Origin of the sequence: Streptomyces griseiscabiei (assembly GCF_020010925.1) — a bacterium.
GTDB classification, from domain to species: domain Bacteria; phylum Actinomycetota; class Actinomycetes; order Streptomycetales; family Streptomycetaceae; genus Streptomyces; species Streptomyces griseiscabiei.
Map to the genome: position 1 here is coordinate 615459 of NZ_JAGJBZ010000003.1, position 15089 is coordinate 630547.

The window sequence follows — 15089 nt, forward strand, 5'->3', positions numbered from 1 at the left end:
GACGGCCTCACCGCTCAGACGGCGTTGCTCGCGGAGCGCACCGCGTGCGCGCACGGGGCCGGGGGCTTCGCGCGACGGCGCAGTACGCGGGGCAGCGCGAGGTTCACGAACCCCTCCGCCTGCATCGCGGCGAAGCCGATGCGCGGGAGGTCGCGTGAGCTGGCGTAGACGACGAAGCGGGGCTCCCAGCGCGGCCGGAACTTCGCGTTGAACTTGTACAGCGACTCGATCTGGAACCAGCGGGACAGGAAGACCAGCAGGCCGCGCCAGGCACGCAGGACCGGTCCCGCGCCGATCTTCTCGCCGCGGGCCAGGGCCGAGCGGAACATCGCGAAGTTCAGCGAGACCTGCCTCACACCCAGGCGGGGGGCGGCCTGGAGGGCCGCGACGATGAGGAGTTCGTTCATACCGGGGTCGGCGGAGCGGTCGCGGCGCATCAGGTCCAGGGAGGCGCCGTCGGGACCCCAGGGCACGAAGTGCAGCACGGCCTTGAGGTCGCCGTACGCCCCCGGGAACTCGTCGGCCTTGTGCGCGGTGGCGATGAGGCAGTCGCCGTCGGCCGGGTCGCCGACGCGGCCGAGCGCCATGGAGAAGCCGCGCTCGGTGTCGGTGCCGCGCCAGTCCTCGGCGGCCCGGCGGATCCTCTCCAGCTCCGCCTCGCCGAGGTCACGGACGCGCCGTACCCGGGTTTCGTAGCCGAGCCGCTCGATGCGCTTCACCATTTGACGCACGTTGCGCATCGCGCGTCCGGCGAGGGAGAAATCCGCGACGTCCACCACCGCCTCGTCCCCCAGTTCGAGGGCGGCCAGGCCGGTCTCCCGGGTCCAGACCTCCGCGCCGGTCTCCGAACAGCCCATCACGGCCGGGGTCCAGGAGTGGGCCTTCGCCTCGTCCATGAAGCGTTCGATCGCGCCGGGCCAGGCCTCGACGTCGCCGATCGGGTCGCCGCTGGCCAGCATCACCCCGGAGACGACGCGGTACGTCACCGCCGCCTTGCCGCTGGGGGAGAAGACGACCGCCTTGTCGCGGCGGAGCGCGAAGTGGCCGAGGGAGTCGCGGCCGCCGTGCCGGTCGAGCAGGGCGCGCAGCCGTACCTCGTCGTCGGCGGTGAGCCGGGCCGCCGGGTGCTCGGGGCGGAAGGCCAGATAGACGGTGGTGATGGCGGTCAGCAGCCCCAGGGCGCCCAGGGAGAAGGCCACCGTCCAGGACGTGGTGCCCGCGTAGTCGACCGGGCCCTCGAAGCCGAAGAGGCCGTACAGGACGTGTTCGAGCCGGTCCGCGAGGCTCGGGTCGCCGACCATACGGCCCGGGTGGGCGCTGACGACGAGCAGACCGAGGACGATCGAACCGGCGCCCATCAGCACGAAGTTGGCCAGCGCCCGCCAGCGGCTGCGCGGGTCGGGCAGGGCGCGGAACTCGTCCCGGTGGCGCACCAGAGGGATGAGCAGCGCGAGCGAGACGAGGACGCCGACGAGCGAGTGCCGGTAGGTGAACTGGGCGATCGCCCCGGCCGGGAGCAGGAACACCGCCGCGCGCCAGGCCCGCCGCTTGCGCCGGCGCAGACCGTGCGCGAGCAGGAGCAGCAGGACGCCGGCGCTCAGCGAGAGGGCCGCCGCGAACGGGCCGAGCGCTCCCGGGAGCACCTCGGCCAGCGTGTGCATCCGGCTGTTCCGGAAGCGGGGGAACACACCCGCGGCGATGTCCACGAGTCCGACGAGCGTGCAGGCCCTGGCGACCAGGGCGGGCACCGCCTCGGGGCGCGGGCCGCTCAGCGCGCCGCGCACGGCGCCGTAGCCGCGCCGGACGGCGCCCGAAGGGAGGCGGCCCGCCCTGTCCGCCTTGTCCGGCCGGGTCGACGGATTCGACCGGTCCGACTGGTCCGATCGGTCCGGAACCCCGCCCGACATTTCCCCATCTGTCCTGACAGACATCGCATCCCGTAGTTCCGCGAGTGAGCTTGGATCCGGTGCCTTTTCCGGCATCCGGCGACATTGCGCCCTCTAGGACGGTGGGTTGGCGAGGAAGGTTCACTCTCCATCGGAAAGCTGAGCCAAAGAGCAGGGAAAGACAGGGAATGGAAAGGCGGCGGGGGACAACCCGATGGGTCTTACGAGCAACAAGGTGCTGGTGCTGGCGGTGCTCTCCGCCGTGCTGCTGTTCATCGGCACGGTGTGGCTGTGGCCGCGGCTGGCCCGGCGCGGCTGGCGGCCGGTCGCCAGCCGGATCGTCGTCCTGCTGGCCACCCAGGTCGCCGTCTTCGCGTCGGTGGGCCTCGCCGCCAACCAGGCCTTCGGGTTCTACGCCAGCTGGGCCGACCTCCTCGGCCGGGAGACCGGGCAGGGGGTCGTGGTCGACCACGACGGGGCCGACACCGGCGGCCCGCTGCGGGTCGTCGACACCGAACCGGTGAACGTGGCCGGTGGCGCCCGCCCCACGGTCGGCGGCCAGATCCAGAAGGTCGAGATCGTCGGCCGCACGAGCCGGATCGCGAGCCCGGCGTACGTGTATCTGCCGCCGGAGTACTTCCAGCCCCGGTACCGCACCCGCACCTTCCCGGCCGCCGTCGTCCTCACCGGCTACCCGGGGACCGCCGAGGCGCTCGTCAAGGGGCTCCACTTTCCGCAGACGGCCCACGGGTTGGCCCGGGACGGCAAGGCGCAGCCGATGATCCTGGTCATGCTGCGGCCGACCGTGGCGCCGCCGCGCGACACCGAGTGCGTGGACGTCCCGCGCGGGCCGCAGACCGAGACGTTCTTCGCCAGGGATCTGCCGGACGCCGTGGGCCACCACTACAGGGTCGGGAAGAAGCCCGGGAGTTGGGGGATCATCGGCGACTCGACCGGCGGCTACTGCGCGCTGAAACTCGCCATGCACCACCCCGGGGTGTACGCCGCCGGCGCGGGCCTCTCGCCGTACTACAAGGCGCCGATCGACGCGACGACCGGTGATCTTTTCCAGGGTGACAAGACACTGCGGAACGAGGCGGACCTGTTCTGGTATCTGAAACACCGTCCGGCGCCGGACACCTCTCTGCTGGTCACCAGCAGCAAACAGGGGGAGACCAATTACCGGGCCACGCTCGCGTTCATCGAACAGGTGAAGAAGAAGCGGCCGACGCGGATCTCGTCGATCATCCTCGACAGCGGCGGGCACAACTTCAACACCTGGCGGCGCGAGATCCCGGCGACCTTGCAGTGGATCAGCGGGCGGTTGAGCGATCGGTGACGCGTCGGAATGCCCGGGCGGGGGCATGCGACAGATGTGGCCAAGGCGTATCTGGATTCAATGGCGTTGATCCAGTAGAGGAGTCGCCGGTGGGCGTATTGGTGCACCGGCGGTGAGGGAGCCTGTGAGGGCTTGTGAGAGCTTGGGAGGCGGCTGAGTTTTTACGGCCCGGGGCACCATCATTCGCCTACGCGCGGTAAGTTTCTGGCCATGCCACGTGGACGTCACCGCCATTCACCTCCTCTGCACAGGCTGCTGCCCCCCACGGCGATCGCAGGCGTCTCGCTCGTCTGCGCCCTCGGGCCCTGGGTGTTCTCCGAACCGTCGGTGCTGCGGGTCACCGCCGCCGTCGCGGCGGCGACCGCGGCCGTGGGCGCGGCCGTCATGCGCCGTTGGGACGTCGAGGCGGGCAAACGCGTCGCCGACCTCACGCGCGCGCGGGCGAGCGACGAGTGGCGTCATGAGGAGCGGGCCGCCGAACTGGAGACCGACCTCGACGAGTCCCGCGAGCTGCGCACCAAGCTGGAGCACAAGCTCCGCGCCAAGCGCACCGAACTGGCGGGCCTGCGCAACGAACACGCCGCCCTGCTGCGCCGCTACGCCACCGCCGAGACCGAGCGGGCCAGTGCCCTGGAGGGCCGCCGGCTGCTGGAGATCGAGGCGACCGCCCCGGAGGACGCGGACACGGACACGGACGCGGCTCCGGCCGAGGTCTCGCCGGTGCCGCCGCAGGGGGTTCCGGCGTCGGGGGCGCCCTGGGCCTCGTGGGAGACGGCGTCCAAGGCGGCGGCGGCCAAGGCGGCGACGAGCGCGAAGGACGGGGCTGTGGCTGCCCCGACCGACGCGGCGGATCCGATCTCCGTGTTCTCGCCGTCCGGTTCCTCGCTCTTCCTGCGCGCGAACTCGGCGTTGGACCGGATCATCACGCAGCGGGGTGCGGTGAAGGACGAGGCCGCGTCGGCGGAGACGGTTGAGCCCGAGGTCGAGCCCGAGCCTGAGGTCCAGCCCGAGGTCGAGCCCGAGGCCGGTGTCGACGCCGAGGCCGACGCCGACGCCGTATCCGAAGAGGCGGTTGTCGAGGGGGAGAACGCCCCCGGGGCCGACGAGTCCGACGAGTCCGACGGGCCCGCCGAGGAGCCCGCTCCCGCCGAATCGGGCGGTGCGGCTGTCAAGGAGCAGGCCCCGAAGGGGGGTTCGCCCAAGGGCGGCGGTGGTCCTTCTCCCAAGGGGGATCCGGACGGGCCGACCGATGGGGGCACTCGGCAGGGACGTTCCGCCGAGGTGGCGGAGGAGCCGGTTCCCGTGCTCACCGCCGAGGAGGACGACGCGGCGGGGAAGTCCGTGGCGGTCCGCGGGCATGAGCGCGCGACCGCCGATTCCGCGCCGGCCCGGTCGACCGGGGTGGGCGAGCTGACGAGAGTGGAGCCGTCCGGGCGGGTGGGCCAGGTGCGGCAGGCGGAGCAGGAGGCCCCGGCCGCGCTGCCCGCGCTGCCGTCGGCCGGTCACTTCACGGTGCCCACCGCCGTGGCCGTCATGCCGGCCGCGCCGCAGCGACGGGTGGCCGTGGAGGGCGGGTTCGACTTCTTCGGTACGCAGAAGGGCGCGGACGCCCTGGAGGCCGTGCAGAACGAGGACCTCGCCGACGTGGTCGGCCAGGAAGCCCTCGCACTCCACAAGGCCGAGTCCGAGGCCCGGTTCAAGCCCGCCGACGAAGCGTCCCGGGGCATCGGCCAGGTCATCGACCTCACGGCCCACGACGAGACGGAACAGATCAACGTGGAGAGCCTGCGCACGGCGGCGTCCTAGACCGCCTCGCTGCGGCCCACCCCCACCCCCCCTGCGGGCAATCGTGCCGCTGGGGCGGCACGGGTGGGCAGGCACCCGGCAAGCGCCGGCAAGCGAAGCCACCCCGCGCCCGGCCGAAGCCGCCGGGCGCCCTGCCCAGGCACGGGATGCCCACCCCCGGGCAGCCGCCGCCGGGCACCCGCACGGCAGGGGCCGCCTGCCCCTTCAAGCCGCCGGGTGCCTGTCCGGCTCCGGGGTGCCGCCCCAGCGAGCCCCGGGCACTCACCATGGCCGTGGGGTGCCGCCCCAGCGAGCCCCGGGCACTCACCATGGCCGTGGGGTGCCGCCCCATCGAGGGCCGGGTGCCTGCCCACCCCCGGGGGCCGTCTGCCCCTTCAAGCCGCCGGGTGCCTGTCCGGCTCCGGGGTGCCGCCCCAGCGAGCCCCGGGCACTCACCATGGCCGTGGGGTGCCGCCCCATCGAGGGCCGGGTGCCTGCCCACCCCCGGGGGCCGTCTGCCCCATCAAGCCGCCGCGTGCCCGCGCAACCCCGGGGTGCCCCCAACCACCCTCCGGGCCCGGTCCCCGGCTAGGCCATCCACCGGTCCGGCAGCGCCTCCCGCCGCCCCGTTCGTGACCGCTCCGCCTGTGCCCGCAGCAGTTCCGCCGCCTCCCCGGCGTCCCGCAGGCGCGCGGTCACCGTCTTGTTGGCGCCGGTGTCGACGCGTACGTCGGCGAGCCCCTTGTACCGTGCCCAGGGCCCCTGGGACAGCCGTACGCTCTGCACCTTCGCGTGCGGCACGAGGTCGAGCCGGCGCCGCAGCAGCCCGTGCCGCGCCGCGAACACCGCGTCGTCGACGGCGAGCCCGTACCCCCGCCACCACAACGGCACGCACCACCGCGCACGCCCCGGCGGCCGGACGAGCGCCGCCGTGTCCGGTACGGCCACCCCCGGCAGCACCCGCGCGATCACCGACTCGGCCACCTCACGCGGCGCGACCGGTACGAGGACGGAGTTCGAGGAGCCGGCCACGTCCAGCTCGACCCGGACCCACCCGCGGCGCCGCCACAGCAGCGGTTCGACGAGGCGTACGGTCTGCACCCGGCCGGGCGGGACCGTCTCGTGGGCCCGGTCGAGGAGCCCGTGGTCGATGCGGAGCCCGTCGGGGGAGTCGCCGACCGTCCAGTCGTACTCGCCGACGAACCGCCCCACACTGCTCGCCCCGGCCGCACCCAGCAGCGGCAGCGCCGTCGCGAGGACGGTCCACACGCTCTCCGTGGCGAACCACAGCAGGGACGGCACGACGACCGCGGCCACCAGGGTCGCCCAGGTGGCGCCGGTCAGGACCAGGGACATGGCCAGCACGCCCGCCGGGACCTTCAGCAGCTGCCGTACCGGCGCCTCCCCGACCTCGTGCGCGGTGTCGGGCGCGAAACCGGCCGCGCGGGCGAGGAGTTCGGCCCGCAGCGCGCCGGCGTGCGCCTCGCCGAGATAGGCCAGCTCGTCCTTCTTGTCGGTGCCGACGACGTCGAGCTTGAGTTTGGCGACGCCCGCGATCCGGGCCAGCAGCGGACGGGTGACGTCGATGGCCTGAATGCGTTCCAGCCGGATGTGGGCGGTGCGGCGGAACACCAGGCCTGTACGGATGCGCAGTTCGCTGTCGGTCACCGCGAAGTGGGTGAACCACCAGGTCAGGAAGCCGTACAGGGCGGCGGCCGGGACGAACACCGCGAGCGCGATCAGCAGGGTCGACGTGTCGAGCCGCATCAGCTGCCGCTGGGCCCCGTCCGGATCGTGCACCCCCCAGCCGATCAGCACCGCCACCGGCGCCCAGGCCCGCCGCAGCGGTGTCACCGGATGCAGCCGATGCTCGACGACCGGCCGCTGGGCCGCCCCACCCGCGCCCGCCGCCTCCAGTTCCACGGTCCCTCCGCCCGACGGCTCGGCCCCGCCCGAGCCGTCCGCGTCCCGCACCGCGTCGTCCGCGTCCCGTGCCGGCACCGTCACAGCCCCGCCGATCGGGCCTCGCCCAGCTGGGTGAGCCGATCGCGCAGCCGCTCGGCCTCGGCCGGGTCCAGGCCCGGAATGCGGGCGTCCGTGGCGGCGGCGGCCGTGTGGAGCTGCACGCTCGCCAGGTGGAAGTGCCGCTCGACGGGCCCCGAGGTCACCTCGACCAACTGCATGCGCCCGTACGGCACCACGGTCTCCTCCCGCCAGAGCACACCCCGGCTGATCAGCAGGTCGTCGGCCCGTTCGGCGTACCGCCACGACCGCCAGTTGCGGCCCAGCATCGGCCAGCCCCACAGCAGCAGGGCCAGCGGCAGCAGCGCGAACGCCGCCCAGGGCGGGCCCGCGAGCCAGCCGAGCAGGACGCCCGTACCGATGGTGATCGGCCCCAGCCACACCACCAGCAACAGCCGCCTCATCCGCAGCAGGCCGGGCGGCAGTCCCGTCCAGACCGGCTCGTCCTGTGCCCGTGCGCCGCCGTCGTCGTCCAAGGTCCCCAAGCTCCCCAAGCTCCCCGTCTCCATTCAGCCAGCGTACGTAGGACAGACTGTGTTCATGACTCCCCCGACGGAGACCCCGCAGACCCCGCGGACCCGCGAGACGACGGTCGGTGTCGGCGGTGCCGCCGAGAGCACGGACATGGTGCTCAACATCGGCCCGCAGCACCCGTCCACCCACGGTGTGCTGCGGTTGCGGCTCGTCCTCGACGGCGAGCGGATCCAGCACGCCGAACCGGTCATCGGCTATATGCACCGGGGCGCGGAGAAGCTCTTCGAGGCGCGCGACTACCGCCAGATCATCATGCTCGCCAACCGCCACGACTGGCTCTCGGCCTTCTCCAACGAACTCGGCGTCGTCCTCGGCGTCGAACGCATGCTCGGCATGGAAGTGCCCGAGCGCGCGGTCTGGATGCGTACGCTCCTCGCCGAGCTGAACCGCGTCCTGAACCATCTGATGTTCCTCGGTTCGTACCCGCTGGAGCTGGGCGGCATCACCCCGGTCTTCTACGCGTTCCGGGAGCGCGAGGAGCTCCAGAACGTCATGGAGGAGATCTCCGGCGGCCGGATGCACTACATGTTCAACCGGGTCGGCGGCCTCAAGGAGGACCTGCCGGCGGGCTGGGCCGCCCGCGCGCGCGGCGCCGTCACGGACGTCCGTTCCCGCATGGGCGTCTTCGACGACCTGGTCCTCGGCAACGAGATCTTCCGGGGCCGCACCCGTGACGTGGGCGTCCTCTCCCCGGAGGCGGTGCACGCGTACGGCGTCAGCGGCCCCATCGCCCGTGCCTCCGGGGTCGACTTCGACCTGCGGCGCGACGAGCCGTACCTGGCGTACGGCGAACTCCAGGACGTCCTGAAGGTCGTCACCCGCGACGAGGGCGACTGCCTCGCCCGTTTCGAGTGCCTCCTGGAGCAGACCCACAACTCCCTCGCGCTCGCCGACGCCTGCCTCGACCGCCTCGCCGAGCTGCCGCCCGGCCCGGTCAACCAGCGCCTGCCGAAGGTCCTCAAGGCCCCCGAGGGCCACACCTACGCCTGGACCGAGAACCCCCTCGGCATCAACGGCTACTACCTGGTCAGCAAGGGCGAGAAGACCCCGTACCGGCTGAAGCTCCGCTCCGCCTCGTACAACAACATCCAGGCCCTCACCGAACTGCTGCCGGGGACCCTGGTGGCCGACATGGTGGCGATCCTGGGCTCGCTGTTCTTCGTGGTGGGGGACATCGACAAGTAGGGCGTCACCGGTCCTGGCCCAGCGGGTCCGCGATCCCCACCGGCCGCACCAGCCAGCCGAAGTCGCCCAGGCCGCCCGCCGCGGTCAGCTCGGCGGCCTCGCCCGCGCCCGCGAGGGCCCGTACGTACGCCGCCGGGTCGGTGGTCGCCAGGCTGAGCGGCGGGCGGCCCGCGGTGACCCCCAGGGCGCGCAGGGCCTCCCGCTGGGTGAGCAGCCGGGCCCCGGGCAACGCGCACGCGTCCAGCGCCACATGGGCCGTGATGTCGCACGACCCGTCCGGGACCGGCGCGGTCTGCCGCCCCTCCCGGAACCCGGTGAGCGTCCCGAAGGGCGGCCGGGCGCCCGCGAGGTGCGCGTAGTCGACCGCCACCGCGAGCCCCCGCTCGACCCCCGCCACGGCGGCGGCCCACGCCCGGTCCCTGGGCAGCCCCACCTCGGCCCGCAGCCCCTCCTTTGGGGCCAGCGGCCACCACCGGCCGAGCCACGCGGCCTCCGCCCCGCCGACGGGCTCCCCGAGCGACTCGCTCCCGTCCTCCCGTACGAGGACCAGCCGGGCCACGCCCGCCGCGTCCACCTCCACGACGTCCACGGGTACGTTGTCCAGCCACTCGTTGGCGAACAGCAGCCCCGCGACCCCCTTCGGCGGCTCGGCCGTCCACTCGATGCGGTGATCGAGACCGGGGGGCCGCCCGGCCAGTTCGACGGCGTACGCGCGCGTGCGGGACGCGACCTCGGCGGGGAGCGCGTCCAGCACCCCGCTCACCAGCTCCCCGTGCCCGGCCGCCATGTCCACGAACCCCAGCTCCCCGGGCCGCCCCAGCGCCTCGTCGACCCGGCACAGCAGCCGGGCCACGGCGGAGGCGAACAGCGCGGACGCGTGGACGGAGGTGCGGAAATGCGCGGCGGGCCCCTCCGGTCGCCGGTAGAAGCCCGCGGGCCCGTAGAGCGCCTCCTCGGCCGCCGCGCGCCAGGGCCGGGCACGTTCAGGTTCCGTCACAGCGCCAGGCTAAGCGGAACGGCTAACGCGGCCTCCACCTTGGGGAGTACATGCCCCCGTCACGGATCGACCCTCCGGTTGACCCCGGCACACCGCCCCCTTCCCTACGCTGGGTTACGTGCAGCGCCTCTATGACTTCCTCCGCCGGCATCCGACCTGGGTCGACAGCTTCTGGGCCGTCGTCCTGCTCGTGATGACCCTGGCGGGCGGAGCGATCGACTCCGACTACGCCAGAGACATGAACGAGACCGTGTTCGTGGTGATCTCGCTCGCCCTCTGCCTGTCGATCGCCCTGCGGCGCCGCATGCCCGAGAAGATGCTGATGCTGGCCGCCGCGGCGGGCATCGCGCAGCTGATCCTGGACGTGCCGAGAATCCCGGCCGACTTCGCGATGCTCGTGGTCATCTACACGGTCGCGGCGAGCGGCGCCCGCTGGGCCTCCTGGTTCGCGCTCGGCGGCGGCCTCTGCGCGGCGTCGCTCGGGCAGCTGCGCTGGACCGAGGACCAGCTGGGCATCATGGGCAACGCGGTGCTCGCGGTGTTCCTGACCGTGCCGTTCGCCCTGGCCTGGGTGCTGGGCGACTCGCTGCGCACCCGCCGCGCGTACTTCGCGCAGCTGGAGGAGCGCAACGCCCGGCTGGAGAAGGAGCGCGAGGCGCAGGCCAAGGTCGCGGTCGCCGCCGAGCGCGCCCGCATCGCCCGGGAGCTGCACGACGTCGTCGCGCACAACGTCTCCGTCATGGTCGTCCAGGCCGACGGCGCCGCGTACGTCCTCGACGCCGCCCCCGACCAGGCGAAGAAGGCCCTGGAGACGATCTCCTCCACCGGCCGCCAGGCCCTCGCCGAGATGCGCCGGCTGCTCGGTGTGCTGCGCACCGGGGAGCACAAGGAGGTCGGCGAGTACGTCCCGCAGCCCGATGTCGAACAGATCGACGACCTCGTCGAGCAGTGCCGGGTCGCCGGGCTGCCCGTGGACTTCAAGATCGAGGGCACCCCGCGCCCGCTGCCCAGCGGTGTGGAGCTGACGGCGTACCGCATCGTCCAGGAGGCCCTCACCAACACCCGTAAGCACGGCGGCCCGAACACCGGGGCGAGCGTGCGGCTGGTCTACTTCGACGACGGCCTCGGTCTGCTCGTGGAGGACGACGGCAAGGGCGCGCCCCACGAGCTGTACGAGGAGGGCGGCGCCGACGGTCAGGGGCACGGGCTGATCGGGATGCGGGAGCGCGTCGGTATGGTCGGCGGCACGCTGGACGCGGGTCCCCGCCCCGGCGGCGGCTTCCGGATCAGCGCCCTGCTGCCCCTGAAGCCCGCACACTGACACGGTCATGCCACTGGCTGACGCCTGTGGACGGCTGACAGCTGACGGCTGACAACTGACAGCCGTGGACGAAGTAGACGGAAGAGGACCCGATGGCGATCCGCGTGATGCTCGTCGACGACCAGGTGCTGCTGCGCACCGGGTTCCGGATGGTGCTGGCGGCCCAGCCGGACATGGAGGTCGTGGCGGAGGCGGGTGACGGCGTCGAGGCACTGCAGGTCGTCCGCGCGACCGAGGTGGACGTGGTCCTCATGGACGTCCGGATGCCGAAGCTGGACGGCGTCGAGGCCACCCGCCGCATCTGCGCCGACCCGAACCCGCCGAAGGTGCTCATCCTGACCACCTTCGACCTCGACGAGTACGCCTTCTCCGGGCTGAAGGCGGGCGCCTCCGGCTTCATGCTCAAGGACGTGCCGCCCGGCGAACTGCTGGCCGCCATCCGGGCCGTGCACAGCGGCGACGCCGTCGTCGCGCCCTCCACCACCCGGCGGCTGCTCGACCGGTTCGCGCCGATGCTCCCGAGCACCGGCACGGAACCCAAGCACAAGGAGCTGGAGCGCCTCACCGAGCGCGAACGCGAGGTCATGATCCTCGTCGCCCAGGGCCTGTCCAACGGCGAGATCGCCGCCCGCCTCGTCCTCTCCGAGGCCACGGTCAAGACCCACGTCGGCCGCATCCTCACCAAGCTGGGCCTCCGCGACCGCGTCCAGGTGGTCGTCCTGGCGTACGAGACGGGACTGGTGCGGGCGGGCGGGCACGGCTGAGGCCGGGCCTCGGGAGGTGCCGGGCCCCGGGGAAGGGCCCCCGCCCCGGAGCCCGAGCCGCCGCCCTACCTGAGCAACCCCTCCAGGAAGTCGCTGCCCAGGCGGGCCACCGCCGTCACGTCCAGCTGGTGCAGCACGTACCGCCCGCGCCGACGCGTCGTCAGGAGGCCCGCCTTCTTGAGGACGGCCAGGTGGCGGGATATCTCCGGCGGCGTCACCCCGTGCATCCGGGCCAGCTCGCCCGTGGTGTACGCGCTGCGGGCGAGGTTGCGGCACAGGCGCATACGGGCGGGGTGGGAGAGGGCGGTCATCCGCAGGGCGAGCTGCTCCACGGAGGGCGGGGCGGCGGGCTCGGCCGCGCTCACCGGGTACTGGATCACCGGCTGCCAGCCGAAGCGGTGCAGGACCGTGAGATGGGGCCGGCCGAGACTGGTCGGCACGAACAGCAGACCGCCGTCGCCGGTGTCGGTGCGGCTCTCGATCAGCTTGTCCACGGTGATCCGCCCCGCGCGCTCGTCGAGGGCCATCGAGGGGGACATGGCGGTCAGCGCCCCGGCCAGGCCCTTGTGCCGCAGCAGTTCGGTCTTGTGGCGGGCGTCCGCCGCGAGCTGGTGGCCGAGCCGGGACCAGGTCTCGGTGAAGAAGGCCTCACCGCAGTCCTCCAGGAACTGCCGCAGCCAGGCCCGCACCGCGGGCGGGTCCTCCAGCAGCCGCCGGGCGAACCGCACCTGGCGGGGTCCGCGCGCGGCGGCCAGCTCCAGGGCCTGGCGGCGGGTCTCCGGGTCGGACAGCGCGTTGCGCTCGCGCGAGTCGTGCCCCGGGGTGCAGACGAACTCCAGCCCGGCGTCGGCGAACTGTTCGTCGGTCAGCTTGTCCAGCAGGTCCAGGTCGTCGGCGAGCGTCGCGCCCGGGAGGGTGTCCCGGCCCGGGATCCCGGCGTACGGCATGAACAGGTCCGAGAACGTCGAACGCCACAGGAAGTCCGCCTCGCACATCCGGTCGGCGAGATGCGGGTCGAGCCGTGCCGTCACCCCCGCCGCCCAGCCCCGCAGCCCCGGATGGTGACCGGGCTCGGACAGCACGTGCAGCGCCATGCCCAGCTCGGCCAGCGGCGAGGGCACGACGGCCACCCGCTCCCGCCGCAGCCCCCCGACACCGATCCGCACACTCATCCCCACATGGTGCACCCGACCACTGACAACGCCCCCTGCCAGGGCCCGACGGCGCTGACTACGGCCCGGACCCCGGGGGCGTGGCTTCCGGCTGGGCGCCCGGGCCGGGGCTGTGGCTTTCCGTGCGGGGCGCCGGGGGCTGTGGCTTCCGGCTGGCCGCCGGGACAAAGGCCTCTGCCGGGCCGCCGGGCTGTGGCTTGTGCCGGGGCTCCGGATCGTGGCTTCCGCCGGGGCTCCGGGCAGGGACTTCCGCCGGGACGTCGGGCCGCGATGTCCGTCCGGCGCTGTGGCCGTGGCCTCCGGAGGACTGTGGCTTTCCGCGCGGGCCGCCGGGACAGTGGCCTCTGCCGGGGCTCCGGGCAGGGACTTCCGCCGGGACGTCGGGCCGCGATGTCCGCCCGGTGCCGTGGCCGTGGCCTCCGGAGGACTGTGGCTTTCCGTGCGGGGCGCCGGGACAAAGGCTTCCGCCCGGCCGCCGGGCCGTGGCTTGTGCCGGGACTCCGGGCCGGGGCTTCCATCCGGACTCCGGGCCGTGATGTCCGCCCGAACGCCGTGGCCGTGGCCCTGAGAGACCGTGGCCTTCCGCGCGGGGCTCCGGTGCCGCGGCTTCGCGCAGGCGCCCGGCGGATGCCGGCCCAGCCGTCGGGGCCTTGGCCTCAGCCCGGTTGCCGAAGGCCCCGGCGCCCGGCCGGTCGCCGGAGCGGTGGGCCGGGCGCCGGTCGTCGATGGCTCGCTCTTCCGCTCGGCGGCTCCTACTCGTCTACTCGTCCGCCACTTCCTCAGCCAGCGTCACGAAGTCCGCCGCCGCCTTCCGGACGTCCGCCGGCGTCCACTCCAGGGCGGCGGCCCGTACCTCGATCTCGGTGACCGCGAGCCCCGGTCCGCCGCGGTCCCAGGGGCGGGCGAAGAGGAGGGTGCCCGTGCGCTCGCCCTGCCGGACCGCGGCCTCCGCGACGACGTCGACCTCGTACGGCAGCCAGACCTGGAACTCGTTGGTGTGGGGCTCCTCGGGGTACACGCGCCCCGACGGCAGCCCCGCCGCTGTGAACCCCTCGCGCAGCCCGGCGGCGACCACGCGCGCGTGGCGGACGTACTCCGGCAGCCGGGGCAGCTCGCGCTCCAGGCCGACGAGGGCCGACAGCACGGTGGGGAACTGCTGGAAGAGCTGACCGCCGTACCGGTGCCGCCAGGCCTTCGCCTCCTCGATCAGCGTCCGGGGACCGGCGAGCGCGGCACCGCCGTAGGCACCGAGGGACTTGTAGAACGACACGTAGACGCTGTCGGCGAGGCCCACGATCTCGTCCACGGGACGGCCGAAGTGGGTGGCGGACTCCCACAGACGGGCCCCGTCGAAGTGGACCACCGCGTCCCGCTCGCGGGCCGCCTCGGTGATCTCGGTCAGCTCCTCCCAGGAGGGGAGCAGGAAACCGGCCTCCCTGAGCGGCAGTTCGAGCATCAACGCTCCGAAGGGCTCGTCCAGCCCGCGCACCTCGTCGGCGGTCGGCAGCCGTGGCTCGCTCGTCAGATGGATCGGACGCAACCCGCTGACCTGGCTGAACGCATGCCGCTCATGCATCTCGGGGTGGGCGCGCGCGTGCAGGGCGACGGCCGGGTTCCCGGTACGGGCCGCCCAGCAGCGCAGGGCCACCTGCTGGGCCATCGTGCCGGTCGGGAAGAACGCCGCCGCCTCCGTGCCGAGCAGCGCGGCGGTCCGTTCCTCCAGGGTCTCCACGACCCCGTTGCCGTACATGTCGGCGGTCGTGTCCAGGTCGTACACGTCCCCGGCGGCGTCCAGCAGCGCCAGGCGCTCACGGACCGTCGCCAGCGCGCCCGGCCGTGCCAGCACGCGTCCGGCCGCCCGGTGGGCGGCCCGCCGCCGCGCGTACCGCCGAGCCACCGGGGACTCCTCGGCCGCGTTCTCCTCCGCGGCCGTGCCCGCGTTCTCTTCCGTGGTCGTCCCCGCCGTTTCCGTCATCCCGGGATCATCCCCCGGCCGCCCCCGCCCGGCACCCGGATTTCCCCACAGCCTGTGGACAAGCGAACGCCCCTCGAACCAATCGCGTTAACATGACGAGAAATCGTCC

General features: G+C 73.5%; 11 protein-coding genes. 5 read left to right on the forward strand and 6 right to left on the reverse strand.

The window, feature by feature from the left end; translation table 11 throughout:
• Window positions 1–14: 14 nt before the first annotated feature.
• Window positions 15–1907 (reverse strand): phosphatidylglycerol lysyltransferase domain-containing protein, encoded by a 1893-nt coding sequence (locus tag J8M51_RS36580; protein WP_256965118.1) that lies wholly within the window; start codon window positions 1905–1907, stop codon window positions 15–17.
• Between the two features lie 193 nt (window positions 1908–2100).
• Between J8M51_RS36580 and J8M51_RS36585 the strand changes: the two genes are divergently transcribed.
• Together J8M51_RS36585 and J8M51_RS36590 are read left to right on the forward strand one after the other, a co-directional pair.
• Window positions 2101–3225 (forward strand): alpha/beta hydrolase, encoded by a 1125-nt coding sequence (locus J8M51_RS36585; protein ID WP_086757321.1) that lies wholly within the window; start codon window positions 2101–2103, stop codon window positions 3223–3225.
• A gap of 210 nt (window positions 3226–3435) precedes the next feature.
• Complete coding sequence (locus J8M51_RS36590) at window positions 3436–5031, forward strand: coiled-coil domain-containing protein (RefSeq protein WP_256965120.1); 1596 nt, start codon at window positions 3436–3438, stop codon at window positions 5029–5031.
• A 567-nt stretch (window positions 5032–5598) separates the two neighbouring features.
• On the opposite strand, the gene J8M51_RS36595 is transcribed toward J8M51_RS36590, so the two are convergent.
• Window positions 5599–6933 carry a PH domain-containing protein gene (locus J8M51_RS36595; protein WP_086759989.1) on the reverse strand — a complete coding sequence of 445 codons (1335 nt, stop codon included), beginning with the start codon at window positions 6931–6933 and terminating at the stop codon, window positions 5599–5601.
• A gap of 80 nt (window positions 6934–7013) precedes the next feature.
• Window positions 7014–7541, reverse strand: coding sequence for a PH domain-containing protein (locus J8M51_RS36600; RefSeq protein WP_086759969.1), 528 nt, complete (start codon window positions 7539–7541; stop codon window positions 7014–7016).
• A gap of 31 nt (window positions 7542–7572) precedes the next feature.
• Here J8M51_RS36600 and J8M51_RS36605 point away from each other — a divergent pair, with 31 nt between their 5' ends.
• Window positions 7573–8751: an NADH-quinone oxidoreductase subunit D gene (locus tag J8M51_RS36605; protein WP_086759987.1), complete on the forward strand. Its 1179-nt coding sequence runs from the start codon at window positions 7573–7575 to the stop codon at window positions 8749–8751.
• Window positions 8752–8755: 4 nt separating this feature from the next.
• On the opposite strand, the gene J8M51_RS36610 is transcribed toward J8M51_RS36605, so the two are convergent.
• Window positions 8756–9748: an SAM-dependent methyltransferase gene (locus tag J8M51_RS36610; protein ID WP_086759971.1), complete on the reverse strand. Its 993-nt coding sequence runs from the start codon at window positions 9746–9748 to the stop codon at window positions 8756–8758.
• A gap of 118 nt (window positions 9749–9866) precedes the next feature.
• Between J8M51_RS36610 and J8M51_RS36615 the strand changes: the two genes are divergently transcribed.
• Window positions 9867–11069, forward strand: coding sequence for a sensor histidine kinase (locus tag J8M51_RS36615; protein ID WP_086759973.1), 1203 nt, complete (start codon window positions 9867–9869; stop codon window positions 11067–11069).
• Between the two features lie 92 nt (window positions 11070–11161).
• Window positions 11162–11833 (forward strand): response regulator transcription factor, encoded by a 672-nt coding sequence (locus tag J8M51_RS36620; RefSeq protein ID WP_086759975.1) that lies wholly within the window; start codon window positions 11162–11164, stop codon window positions 11831–11833.
• Window positions 11834–11898: 65 nt separating this feature from the next.
• Here the strand turns inward: J8M51_RS36620 and J8M51_RS36625 are convergent, their stop codons facing one another.
• Window positions 11899–13005 carry a DUF5937 family protein gene (locus J8M51_RS36625; protein WP_086759977.1) on the reverse strand — a complete coding sequence of 369 codons (1107 nt, stop codon included), beginning with the start codon at window positions 13003–13005 and terminating at the stop codon, window positions 11899–11901.
• A 760-nt stretch (window positions 13006–13765) separates the two neighbouring features.
• On the reverse strand, window positions 13766–14980 hold the full coding sequence (locus J8M51_RS36630; RefSeq protein ID WP_086759978.1) for a threonine aldolase family protein: 1215 nt from the start codon (window positions 14978–14980) through the stop codon (window positions 13766–13768).
• Between the last annotated feature and the right edge of the window lie 109 nt (window positions 14981–15089).